The sequence below is a fragment of the Pseudomonas sp. BBP2017 genome, from assembly GCF_003024385.1.
Lineage (GTDB): Bacteria > Pseudomonadota > Gammaproteobacteria > Pseudomonadales > Pseudomonadaceae > Aquipseudomonas.
Genome location: NZ_PVZN01000005.1, coordinates 59,390 through 70,931, shown reverse-complemented (window position 1 = coordinate 70,931; position 11,542 = coordinate 59,390). Strand labels below are relative to the sequence as shown.

Below are 11,542 nucleotides of genomic sequence, written 5' to 3'. Positions count from 1 at the left end.
CAGGCATAATACCGCGCCTTCTACACTGAAGTGCCTTTTCACGATTGTCGGGTGACCTTTTGAACCAGCCTGTATCGGCCCACCAACCTCACGCTTCGCTGCGCCCCTCGGCCTGTCCGGGGTTGCTGCGTATCGTCCAGGCCAAAGACGGTGGCATCTGCCGGATCAAGCTGGCCGGCGGTGCGCTCACGGCAGACCAGGCTGACACAGTCGCCACCGCCGCCGAGCGTTTTGCTGCAGGCGAGATCGAGGCCACCAACCGGGGCAACCTGCAGATCCGTGGCATCGGCAGCGAACAGGCCGGGCTGATCGAATTGTTGTTGGCGGCTGGCTTGGGCCCGCGCGATGCTGCAGGTGACGATGTGCGTAACCTGATGCTTAGCCCTGTAGCCGGTATCGATCCGCGGATGCTGTTCGACACCCGTCCTTTAGCGGCGCAGTTGCTGCAGGCGCTGGAAACCACCCCGCGCTTTCATCAGCTTTCGGCCAAGTTCGCCGTGCAGCTGGATGGCGGCGAAGCGCTGGCGATGCTCGAACACCCCCATGACCTGTGGCTCAGTGGTCTGCAGCTGGATGATGCACTGTGGCTGGCGTTTGGCCTGGCAGGTTGCCCGGCGCAGGACTCACCCTTGGGTGCCGTGCCCTTGGCTCAGGGGCATGAACTGGTGCTGGCGGTGCTCCATCGCTTTCTCGATCTGGCCCGGCCAGAGCAAGCGCGGATGCGTCAATTGCTGGTCGAGCATTCGCCAGACGACTTTGTCGCTGGGCTCGGGTTGTCGATCCGTCGCGACCCGGCTGTTTTGCAATGGCGTCGCACGGCAATGGCTGGCAACGGCTATCTGGGGATTTATCCACAGCGGCAAGCTGAACTGAGCGCGGTAGGCGGTGCTGCGCCGTTGGGCCGTCTGAACCCGTCGATGCTGCGCGGCGCTGCCCAACTGGCGCGTGAATGGGGTGACGGCAGTCTGCGCATGACGCCTTGGCAGAGCCTGTTGCTGCCCAATATCCCCCACCGCCAAGTGGACGCCGTGCGTACCGGACTGGCCCAACTCGGCCTGCTTTGTTCGGCAGATGAAAAGCTGGTTCGCCTGGTTGCCTGCACTGGCTCCACCGGTTGCGCCAAGGCCCAGGCCGAGACCAAGGGCGATGCCCGCGTGCTGGCCACCCTGCTTACCAGCGGCGCCCCGGCCAGTGTGCACCTGAGCGGCTGCCCACGTTCCTGCGCCATGGCCCATGTCGCCGCAGCAACGCTGCTGGCGCAAAGCCCGGGCCACTACGATTTATATCTGCGTGACGCAGCCCAGCCGGGTTTCGGCAACCTGCGTGCACGCAACCTCACACTGAAAGAAGCCGGCGCACTGCTAGACGCCTGCTCACGGAGCACCCTTGATGATTGATTACATCCGCGATGGTCAGGAGATCTATCGCAATTCCTTCGCGATCATTCGAGAGGAAGCGCGGCTCGATCGTATTCCTGCCGATCTGGAGAAACTCGCGGTTCGGGTGATCCATGCATGCGGCATGGTCGATGCGATCAATGGCCTGCAGTTTTCGCCAGGCGCTGGCAAGGCCGGGCGCGATGCCTTGGCCGCTGGCGCGCCGATCCTCTGCGATGCACGCATGGTCTCCGAGGGCATTACCCGCGCGCGCCTGCCAGCGAACAATCAGGTGATCTGTACGTTGCGTGACGAGCAGGTGCCGGATCTGGCCCGAGAGCTGGGCAACACCCGTTCGGCAGTGGCCCTGGAGCTCTGGCGCCCGCACCTTGAGGGCAGCGTGGTGGTGATCGGCAACGCGCCGACCGCTTTGTTCTACCTGCTGGAAATGCTCGATGCCGGTGCACCGAAACCGGCCTTGATTCTCGGTTTCCCGGTAGGCTTTGTCGGTGCTGCCGAGTCCAAGGCGATGCTCGCTGCCGACAGTCGTGGTGTGCCTTTTGTGATCATGCAGGGCCGTCTGGGCGGCAGCGCCATGGCGGCGGCTGCGGTCAATGCCCTGGCCACGGAGGTCGAATGATGCAGGCTCGTGGACGATTGCTTGGCCTGGGTGTGGGCCCCGGCGACCCGGAACTGATCACCGTCAAGGCCCTGCGGCTGCTGCGCGAAGCGCCAGTGGTGGCTTACTTCGTCGCCAAGGGCAAACGCGGCAATGCCTTTGGCATCATCGAAGCGCATTTGCAGGAAGCCCAGACGTTGCTGCCGCTGGTGTACCCGGTGACTACCGAAGCACTGCCCGCACCGCTGTCGTATGAACAGGTGATCAGCGACTTTTATGATGAGGCCGCACTGGGAGTGGCTGCCCATCTGGACGCCGGGCGCGATGTCGCGGTGATCTGTGAAGGCGATCCGTTCTTCTACGGCTCCTACATGTACCTGCATGACCGGCTCGCCGAGCGGTACGCTGCCGAGGTGATCCCGGGGGTCTGCTCGATGCTTGGCGGTGCTTCGGTATTGGGTGCGCCGCTGGTCTATCGCAACCAGAGCCTGTCCGTGCTGTCCGGTGTGTTGCCGCACGATGAGCTCAAACGCCGACTGGCCGATGCCGATGCCGCAGTGATCATGAAGCTGGGGCGCAACTTCCCCAAGGTCCGTGAGGTGCTGGCTGAACTCGGTCTGGCCGAGCGGGCCCTGTACGTGGAGCGGGCGACCATGGCCAATCAGAAAATCGTTGCCCTGGATGACGTTGATCCGCAGTCGTCGCCGTACTTCTCGCTGATCATCGTTCCGGGTGAAAGGTGGCAGGGGTGATGGCTCACAAAGCACCGGCGATTGTCATTCTCGGCAAAGGCAGTCTGGCCACCGCCCGCAGGATCCAGCAGCTGTATCCGGACGCGTTGATCCATGGCTTGCAGGGCCGGGTCGAAGACGTCGATCGCCGCTATCAAGAGTTCGGTGCCACTGTGCGTCAGCTCTATCAACAGGACACGCCGATCATCGCCTTGTGCGCAGCCGGTATCGTTATCCGTACCCTGGCCAGTCTGCTGCTGGAAAAGGGTGTCGAGCCACCGGTACTGGCTGTGGCCGAGGATGGTAGCGCCGTGGTGCCGTTGCTCGGAGGCCTGGGCGGGGTCAACCTCATGGCTCGGGAAATAGCTGCGGGCCTGGGTGTTGCGGCGGCAATCACCACCAGTGGTGAACTGCGCTTTGGTACCTGCCTGCTCAACCCGCCCAGTGGCTATGCCCTCGCCGACCTGGAGCTGGGCAAGCGTTTTGTCAGCGACCTGTTGGCTGGCGAATCGGTGCGTATCGACGGTGAGGCGCCTTGGCTCGCCGATGCCCAATTGCCACAGAGCGATCAGGCACAACTGGCCATTCATGTTGGCTGCGACGCGCGGGAAGCTTCGGCCCATGAGCTGGTGATCTATCCGCGTTGCGTCATGCTGGCGGTTACGGCTGTCGTGCCGGAGCTGGTGACGCAGGTGCGGGGAGCGCTGCGCTCTGCACGAATCGCCGAGCCTGCGCTGGCCTGCCTGTTGGCGAGTGAAACGCTGATGGCGGATCCGGGCTTGCACGCTGCAGCGGCCGAGCTGGGTGTGCCGCTACGTTTCGCGCCGCGCGCCGAAAGCGCCAGTGCGCTGGCAGCACAGGCGTTGCCGCAGTTGTTGCCTCCGCAGCCGGTGAGCGAAGACGTGGCGATTCTGGTTTCGAGCCAGCCCATTGATCCGCTGCAGGTTGGTCGCGCTCGCGGTCGTCTGGCAGTGATCGGTCTCGGGCCAGGCGCCGCTGAGCTCATGGTACCCGCGGTCAAGGCCGAGCTGGCCAGGGCCAACGATATCCTCGGTTATGAAACCTACGTGCGCATGGCTGGCCCGTTCCGGGCGGACCAGGTCATGCACTGCACCGACAACCGCGAAGAAATGCAGCGCGCCCGGCATGCCTTTGCGCTGGCCGCACAAGGGCGCTCGGTGGTGGTGGTGTCCTCTGGCGACCCGGGTGTATTTGCCATGGCCGCTGCGGTGCTTGAGGCGTTGCACGAGTCCACTGATCCGCACTGGCATGCGGTTGACCTTGAAGTGCTGCCCGGCGTTTCCGCGTCACTGGCCACCGCCGCCCAGGCCGGTGCGCCACTGGGTCATGACTTCTGCGTGCTGTCGCTATCGGACAACCTCAAACCCTGGTCGATTATCGAGAAGCGCCTGGAACTGGCCTGTCAGGCTGATCTGGCGCTGGCATTCTACAACCCTATCTCGCGTTCACGGCCTTGGCAGTTGGGGCGGGCACTGCAGATCGTACGTCAGCACCGCCTCGGGACAACGCCTGTAGTCCTTGGCCGTGACGTGGGGCGGCCGGGGCAGACTCTACGTGTCCTTCAGTTGCAAGCGCTGGTGCCGGAGGATGTGGATATGCGCACCATGGTGCTGATCGGCTCCTCTACAACTGTCGCGTTTGATCGTCCAGGTCAGGCGCCGTGGGTCTACACACCTCGGTGGTACGGTCACAAGCCCTGACTTCCCAGAGGGCATGTTTCACTGTGCCCATTGTGTCTCTGACGGATCAATGTGATGGGGGTGGCTTGGCAGCAAGCCATCCCCATCAATGATCAAGGAGGAGTACTCATGAGTGAAATTCAGAGCTCTGGCAACAATGTCCAGTTGAACAACGGCGACCTTCTGGTGTTCGTGGGTCTGTCCACAGAAAACAGCGAAGCACTCAAGTACAGCCATCTGTTCAGTTCCCTTGCCGCTTCGGCACAGTACTTTCCAACCACCGAAGGCCAGCAATGGTTCCAGGCCTATCTGCAGACCATGCAGACCTGCGGCTGGCTGCCAATCAAGTTCTCATACACCAAGGAAGTCGCAAGCTCACAGAATCTGTCGGTCAAAAACCTGCTGGTCAAAGCCGTTCAGGCGGGTCTGAGTTACGCCACCGGAGGCGCTACGGCGATAGCCACACTGGTTGGGGTTGCCAGCGACGCGGTTGATACTTTGGCCCAAAACCCGGAGGCCACCGATTTACTCGAACGCATCAATGCCGATAAAGAGGGCACTGCACTGAGCATGGCGGTGTGCACCCAGCACGCCAACGGTGAAGTGGTGCTGAGCGTCGGCTGTATGCAGAGCACCGAGTCCCCTCCGGGCAAGACCAATGTCTTGGTATTTGAGTGGAACTCCAGCCATTCGGATACCTACACCGGCGCTGCCGCCTTGTCTTTCCATCGCGGTCTTTATGAGCAAATCAAGGACACGCTGATTGAGCGCGTAGGCGATAAAAGCAAGAAGGACGTGCTCACCCTGTCAATCGAACCGAAGAAGCGGTCGTGATGGCGGGCACCGGCGATTACGGTCGCCGGTGCTTCTGTTTTGTGCAGGGGGTATGAGATGCATACACAAGGATTTTCTTCAGTACTGTCCGGCAACTGTCTGTTGCTGCTGTCGACTGATCTTGATGAGCGTGAGCGGCACGATGCCGTCGACGCTCAACTGTTTGCCTGGCTGAACGCTTCAGCTGAGTTCTTGTTGTTGGGTGAAAACAGGCAGTGGCATGGCACCTATATGGATAGGCATACGGGGCTAGGCTGGGTTTTCAACATGTCTGCCGAGAAGATCAAGTTAGACAAGGAGCCTGCACCCAACACACCTCTGTCTATCGCCTGGCAAGGATTGGGTCAGATCGTGCCGGCGCAGGTGCGACCAGCCTTGGACAATGTACTCAAGATGCTTCACGCCCTGCCTGCTACGCATCCGGCTTTGCAGGCATTGAGTAGCGAGGCGCTGGAGTGCGTGCAAGGCCCGGGTAGCACACCCGTCACTCGCCTGGCGTTGGAAGTTCGGGTGGTATTGCCTGGCTTGCGCACGGTGGCCGGTAGCGTTTTTGTGGAAACCAATCAGGCCATGGATGCGAAATGGATGACGCAAGTGTTGAGGGTCGAAGACATTAACCGTCAGGTGACAAGAAGCTTTGTTGGCGAACTGTTCCCTGGTGTTTTTTCAGGGGTCAGAGCGCTGCTGGAAAAGCGGCTTGAAGCACTTCGATCCATGTATGTCATGCCAGTCAGTATCAGGGAGGGTGCAGCATGAGCCAACTTTTAGTGGCCAACGCTTCAGTGGTTTCCGGCAGTTTGACGGCATTCCTGCCAACGATGAGCTTTGAGGATCAGCAAGATGTAATCCTCGCCAATCTGTTTGCCCAGCGGATTGCTCGCAGTGAGCGTGCCAGCGGGCTGAACATGGACTGGTTGCCCAATTACAAACGGCGCTTGCAGTTCCTGGGCTGGGATGCGACGCCTGCCCCCGATACCTACGTGCCAGGGCCGCAACCCGGGCCGTTGGCTGAAGAGGCGGTCGGCCACATTGCCCAGTTGGCTACGCAACAGATGGTCATTGTCGGTAAACAGGCTTTGCACAGTTTGTCCGAGAATGGCGAGGCACTTGAGTGTTTCGAAGACAATGCATTGAGCAAAGAAAAGGACACCGCCATTTATCAGTTATTGCTGTGTACCAGAGCCGCTAGCTACATCGACATCGTGCTTTACCATCAGGAACTGAAAGCCAGGAATTTCGCCCAGCGCTTTTTGTTCGCCAATCCCGAAAATGGTGTGCGAGTGACGGCCAACGCCTTGGAGCGGGTCCGCTTCAACATCCGTTTGTTCAGGCAGGAATGGCGCAACAAAGTCATGATCAGCACGGCACGACAAAACCTCAAAGATGTGAAAGAGGTTGCGATTACAAGGCCAGGTAACCTTTGATCCCGCTGAAGATGATCTGTGCTGCCAGCGCGCAGACGAACAACCCCATCAACCGGCTGACGATCTGCAAGCCCTGATCACCGAGAATCCTTTCGATACGGTGTGAGAGATAGAGCACCAGGCCGACGGTGACGCTGGCCAGGGCGATGCTGACGATGGCCAGTAGTTTGTCCTCCCACTCTGGTTGGCCGACGCCCATCACCAGCAGGGCACCGATAGTTCCAGGGCCGACGGTCAAGGGAATGGTCAGTGGGACGATGGTGACGTCCTGCTGAACATTATCAGTCTGTACCGCGGACTTACCCTGAGCCATGCCCAGCGCAGAGATGAACAGCACACTGCCGGCACCAATGCGGAAGGCATCGGGCGTGATGCCGAATACCCCGAAGATCGCCCTGCCGAACAGGTACAGCACAACGCTGGCGATCAACACTGCGAATGCCACACGCCAGGCCAGTTGCTTGCGCTCCTTGCTGGAGTGGCCACGTGTCAGGCTGATAAAGCATGAGAGCACAAAGAACGGGCTGTAGAGTACGAGCATTTTCAGGTAGACGCTGAACAACTCATGGAGCATGGTCTGGGCTCGCGACGGACAAGGGACGAGAAGCAAGTGTATCAGGGGTCTGACGGTTTACGGGGTCGGCACCTGAGAGGATTCGCTTTCGCGCTGGGCGACCCAGTGCTCGATCAATTCGCGCAGCTGTGACAGTTCGACCGGTTTGGCCATATGGCCATCCATGCCGGCCAGCCGGGCGCGCTCCTTGTGTTCGGCAAGAATGTGCGCCGTCAGGGCCACCACCGGCGTGCGCTTGCGCTGGTTGCCAAGTTCCCAGACCCGCAGTTGCTGGGTGGCCGAGAAGCCATCGAGCACTGGCATTTCGCAGTCCATCAACACCAGGTCGTAGCGCTGTGCTTTCATCGCCTGCAGGGCTTCTTCACCGTTGCTGGCGGTATCGGGTTCGAGGTTGAGTTTGCCGAGCATGCCGCGGATGACTTTGGTCGAGATGTTGTTGTCTTCGGCCACCAGAATGCGGAAGTCACTGGGCAGGTTCAGCGGCGTCCCCAGGCTGACGGGAGCCGCAGTGGCGGGCTGTCCTTTGCTGCGTTGCGCCAGTTCTTCCGCCAGGGTGGTCTTGAGGGTGTAACCGGCGACCGGCTTGGCCAGGATCCGCTTGACCCCGGCATTGCGCGCGATGACCTTGCTCGGCGCATTGCTGATGCCGGTGAGCATGATCAGCAGGATGTCATGGTTCAGGCTCGGGTCTTCTTTGATCTTGGCTGCCAGCTGCATGCCAGTCATGCCCGGCATGTTCTGGTCGAGCAGGACCGCATCGAAATAATCGCGCAGGTGCGCCTTGGTGCGCAGCAAGGCCAGGGCTTCTTTACCCGAAGGCACTGCGCTGACGTTCATGCCCCAGGCACTGCACTGTTGCACCAGGACTTTGCGGCAAGTGTCGTTGTCGTCCACCACCAGCACCCGGGCGCCGCGCAGCGGGCCGTCGAGATCGGCGGGAGGCTGTTCGAGGCGCTGCGGATCCAGCGGCAGGGTCAGCCACAAGGTGTTGCCCATGCCGTGGCTGGTCTTGATCCCGAACTCACCCTGCATCAGGGTGATCAGTTGCTTGGCGATGACCAGGCCCAGATGCCCGCCCAGCTTGTTGCTGGAAAGAAAGTGCTTGCTGTGCAGCTCGGCCTGCAACAGGGCTTCGCGGTCACCTGGGGAGATGGCCTCACCACTGTCCTGCACGGCAATGCGCAGACGTGGCGCGCTGCCGCGCTGATCGAGCGCCACCACCAGAAGAATTTCCCCTTGCTCGGTTTTCTTCAGGGCGTTTTCCAGCAGGCTGAGTAACGCCTGGCGCAGGCGCGTCGGGTCACCGCTGATGACCCGCGGCACTTGCGGCTGGGTGAAACTGATCAGCTCGATGTTCTGCTGTTCGGCCTTGGCGCGGAAAATACTCAGGCAATCCTCGATCAGCGCGTTGAGATCGAACTGCACGTCGTCCAGTTCAATCTGCCCGGACTCAAGCTTGGAAATGTCGAGAATCTCGTTGATCAGGGTGAGCAGTTCGTTGCCGGCGCTGTGGATGGTTTGCACATAGTCACGCTGCTTGACCGACAGCGGGGTGCCCAACAGCAGTTCAGTCATGCCCAGTACGCCGTTCATCGGCGTGCGAATCTCATGGCTGATCTTGGCCAGGAACTCGGCTTTGGCGTTGATCTCGGCGTTGCTGGCCGCCAGCGCACGGCTGGCGCTGAAGCGTTCTTCACTGATCCGGCGCAGGCGCTCGCTGACCGACAGGTTAAGCAGTAGGCCGCTGAAGCTGGTGAGGCCCAGGAGAATGAACAGCAGCCATTGCGTCGGTGTCCGGGTCAGGCCGAGGAGGGCCGGAAGTACCACCAGGCAGCCAATGTTGAAGGCCAGCATCGACAAGGCGAACAGCCGCGCAGGCGCATAGCCCTTGTGCCAATGGTAGCTGGCGACCAGCAGCATACTCAGGGTGCCCAGGGCGAACAGCGCATAGGTCATCAGGTTGAGTGGCAGGGTATCGACGAACAGCAGCAGCAGGCCAAAGACCCCGATCAGGATCATCTCTGCCTGTAGCAGGCGGCTCAGGCGTGGGTGCTCACAGGGGCTGAAGAAGCGCAAGGTGAAGGTCAGGCCGGCCAGGCTCGCAAGCAGGGCGGTCAAGTAGGCGGCTGGCGTTTGCGCCGAGTGCCAGAGGCTCCACCAGGGACCGCTGAGGTTGAGCAGGATCAGTGCGCTGAGCAGCATCAGGCCGTGATAGACGGCAAGGCTCAGGCTGGTACTGGAGCGCGAATAGGCAAAGCGGATGAGGTTGTGCAGCATCAACATCAGCATGCAGCCGAACAGCAGGCCGAACATCAGGGGCTGGCGCTGATCGGCGGCGACCTCAGTGGCAGGCTCCAGGCCGATGCTCGGACGCAGTTGATGTTCGGAAACCAGGCGCAGGTAAATATCCAGCGCATGCGTGCTGCTCGGCAAGGCCAGTTGCTGGTCGCTGCTGCGCACGGTGGTGTCACCGCTTTCGGAGGGGCGGCCGTTGTGTATGTGTTTGATCAGTTGGTCGCGGTCCAGGGCATAAAGATCAAGACGGGACAGATCCGGCGCGAAGATTCGCAGCAATTGTTCGTGTTGCCCGGGTTCCAGGCGATAGTGCAACCACAGCGCCTGGTCTGGCGTTGCGGCGTCGAGTTGGTTCAGCTCAATGGGGCTGAATTGATTACGGTAGCGTTCGGAACGTATATCACTGAGCTGCAGGTTGGCTTGCTCGTCGAGCAAAACCGCCCAGCCACCGCTTTGTTCGGCTGAGGCCGGAAACAGGCAGAGCAGGGTCAGCAGGCTGACGGTGAGGCCAATGGCGATCCTGAGCCAACGCACGACGAGATCCTTTCTTAGCAAAGAGCCGAATGATAACTATGCGTGGCGCGCCAGGGCGAAGGCAAGGCCCATGATGGGCCTTGCCGTCGAACCGCAAGCAGGACGCTGAGGGCGTCACCGCTTCCGGGCGCTGTCTTACTGCTGATGCTCACCACGTTCGCGGGCAATGGCACGATAGCCGATGTCCTTGCGGTAGAAGCTGCCTTCCCAGTTGATCTCGGCAGCCAGGCGATAAGCCTGCTGTTGTGCAGCTTCAACGGTTTCGCCCAAAGCAGTGGCGCAGAGCACGCGACCACCGGTGGCAACCACTTGACCGTCCTTCAGTGCGGTACCGGCATGGAACACCTTGCCGGTCAGCTTGGCGGCAGCGTCCAGGCCATTGATCGCAGCGCCCTTGCTGTAATCGCCAGGGTAGCCGCCGGCAGCCAGGACTACGCCCAGGCTTGGTTGCGGGTTCCACTGTGCTTCAACCTTGTCCAGCGCCTTGGCAAAGGCCGCTTCGATCAGCAGCACCAGGCTCGATTCCAGGCGCAGCATGACTGGCTGGGTTTCCGGGTCGCCGAAACGGCAGTTGAACTCGATGACTTTCGGGTTACCGGCTTTGTCGATCATCAGGCCGGCATAGAGGAAACCGGTGTAGACGTTGCCCTCTTCAGCCATGCCGCGCACGGTCGGCCAGATCACCAGATCCATGACCCGCTGGTGTACTTCGGCAGTGACCACTGGTGCAGGCGAGTAAGCGCCCATGCCACCGGTGTTCGGGCCGGTATCGCCGTCGCCAACACGCTTGTGGTCCTGACTGGTGGCCATTGGCAGTACATTCTGACCATCGACCATGACGATGAAGCTGGCTTCTTCGCCATCAAGGAACTCTTCGATCACCACGCGTGAGCCGGCATCACCGAACGCGTTGCCCGCAAGCATGTCACGGACGGCGTCTTCGGCTTCGGCCAGGGTCATGGCGACGATCACGCCTTTACCAGCGGCCAGACCATCGGCCTTGATCACGATCGGTGCGCCTTTTTCGCGCAGGTAGGCCAGGGCCGGTTCGATCTCGGTGAAGTTCTGGTAGTCGGCGGTAGGGATCTTGTGCCGGGCCAGGAAGTCCTTGGTGAAAGCCTTGGAGCCTTCCAGCTGGGCTGCGCCCTTGGTTGGACCAAAGCAGTCCAGACCGCGGCTGCGGAACAGGTCGACGACACCGGCAACCAGCGGGCCTTCAGGGCCGACGATGGTCAGGGCAACATTTTTTTCGGCGAAGTCGGCCAGTTGTTCCAGGGCAGTGACGTCGATATCGACGTTCTCGCACTTGGCTTCGGTGGCGGTACCGGCGTTGCCCGGGGCAACGAAGACTTTTTCGACCCGTGGGTCCTGAGCGACTTTCCAGGCCAGGGCGTGTTCACGACCGCCGCTACCGATAATCAAAACTTTCATGTCAAAACCTCGATGACGCTAATT

General features: G+C 61.0%; 10 protein-coding genes. 7 read left to right on the top strand and 3 right to left on the bottom strand.

What is annotated here, in order from left to right:
• The first annotated feature begins 59 nt into the window (after nucleotides 1–59).
• From cobG to C6382_RS08930, 7 genes are all read left to right on the top strand, one after another.
• Nucleotides 60–1,397: a precorrin-3B synthase gene (cobG, locus tag C6382_RS08960; protein WP_305888085.1), complete on the top strand. Its 1,338-nt coding sequence runs from the start codon at nucleotides 60–62 to the stop codon at nucleotides 1,395–1,397.
• Nucleotides 1,390–2,016, top strand: coding sequence for a precorrin-8X methylmutase (locus C6382_RS08955; protein ID WP_107024148.1), 627 nt, complete (start codon nucleotides 1,390–1,392; stop codon nucleotides 2,014–2,016). The genes cobG and C6382_RS08955 overlap by 8 nt, the downstream gene beginning before the upstream one ends.
• Entirely contained in the window at nucleotides 2,013–2,747 is a 735-nt protein-coding gene (locus C6382_RS08950; protein ID WP_178082761.1) for a precorrin-2 C(20)-methyltransferase, read from the top strand. The genes C6382_RS08955 and C6382_RS08950 overlap by 4 nt, the downstream gene beginning before the upstream one ends.
• The gene (gene cobJ, locus C6382_RS08945; protein ID WP_107024147.1) at nucleotides 2,747–4,447 is read left to right on the top strand and encodes a precorrin-3B C(17)-methyltransferase; all 1,701 of its coding nucleotides are present in this window, start codon (nucleotides 2,747–2,749) and stop codon (nucleotides 4,445–4,447) included. Before C6382_RS08950 ends, cobJ begins: the two co-directional genes overlap by 1 nt.
• A gap of 108 nt (nucleotides 4,448–4,555) precedes the next feature.
• Nucleotides 4,556–5,260, top strand: coding sequence for a hypothetical protein (locus tag C6382_RS08940; protein ID WP_107024146.1), 705 nt, complete (start codon nucleotides 4,556–4,558; stop codon nucleotides 5,258–5,260).
• A 57-nt stretch (nucleotides 5,261–5,317) separates the two neighbouring features.
• On the top strand, nucleotides 5,318–6,016 hold the full coding sequence (locus C6382_RS08935) for a hypothetical protein (protein ID WP_146146903.1): 699 nt from the start codon (nucleotides 5,318–5,320) through the stop codon (nucleotides 6,014–6,016).
• Nucleotides 6,013–6,684 carry a hypothetical protein gene (locus tag C6382_RS08930; protein ID WP_107024144.1) on the top strand — a complete coding sequence of 224 codons (672 nt, stop codon included), beginning with the start codon at nucleotides 6,013–6,015 and terminating at the stop codon, nucleotides 6,682–6,684. Before C6382_RS08935 ends, C6382_RS08930 begins: the two co-directional genes overlap by 4 nt.
• On the opposite strand, the gene C6382_RS08925 is transcribed toward C6382_RS08930, so the two are convergent.
• The 3 genes from C6382_RS08925 to purD form a co-directional block, all read right to left on the bottom strand.
• A complete protein-coding gene (locus C6382_RS08925) occupies nucleotides 6,662–7,258 on the bottom strand; it encodes a MarC family protein (protein WP_107024143.1) in 597 nt (198 codons plus the stop codon). The two genes, C6382_RS08930 and C6382_RS08925, sit on opposite strands and share 23 nt — an antisense overlap.
• Before the next feature lie 57 nt (nucleotides 7,259–7,315).
• Nucleotides 7,316–10,087 carry a hybrid sensor histidine kinase/response regulator gene (locus C6382_RS08920; protein ID WP_107024142.1) on the bottom strand — a complete coding sequence of 924 codons (2,772 nt, stop codon included), beginning with the start codon at nucleotides 10,085–10,087 and terminating at the stop codon, nucleotides 7,316–7,318.
• A gap of 135 nt (nucleotides 10,088–10,222) precedes the next feature.
• The gene (gene purD / locus C6382_RS08915; protein ID WP_107024141.1) at nucleotides 10,223–11,518 is read right to left on the bottom strand and encodes a phosphoribosylamine--glycine ligase; all 1,296 of its coding nucleotides are present in this window, start codon (nucleotides 11,516–11,518) and stop codon (nucleotides 10,223–10,225) included.
• Between the last annotated feature and the right edge of the window lie 24 nt (nucleotides 11,519–11,542).

Excerpts from the sequence above, each read along its gene's own strand:
- C6382_RS08930 (WP_107024144.1), top strand. The coding sequence starts at position 6,013 with ATGAGCCAACTTTTAGTGGCCAACGCTTCAGTGGTTTCCGGCAGTTTG.
- C6382_RS08940 (WP_107024146.1), top strand. The coding sequence starts at position 4,556 with ATGAGTGAAATTCAGAGCTCTGGCAACAATGTCCAGTTGAACAACGGC.
- C6382_RS08950 (WP_178082761.1), top strand. The coding sequence starts at position 2,013 with ATGATGCAGGCTCGTGGACGATTGCTTGGCCTGGGTGTGGGCCCCGGC.
- C6382_RS08955 (WP_107024148.1), top strand. The coding sequence starts at position 1,390 with ATGATTGATTACATCCGCGATGGTCAGGAGATCTATCGCAATTCCTTC.
- cobJ (WP_107024147.1), top strand. The coding sequence starts at position 2,747 with ATGGCTCACAAAGCACCGGCGATTGTCATTCTCGGCAAAGGCAGTCTG.
- C6382_RS08935 (WP_146146903.1), top strand. The coding sequence starts at position 5,318 with ATGCATACACAAGGATTTTCTTCAGTACTGTCCGGCAACTGTCTGTTG.
- purD (WP_107024141.1), bottom strand. The coding sequence starts at position 11,518 with ATGAAAGTTTTGATTATCGGTAGCGGCGGTCGTGAACACGCCCTGGCC.
- C6382_RS08925 (WP_107024143.1), bottom strand. The coding sequence starts at position 7,258 with ATGCTCCATGAGTTGTTCAGCGTCTACCTGAAAATGCTCGTACTCTAC.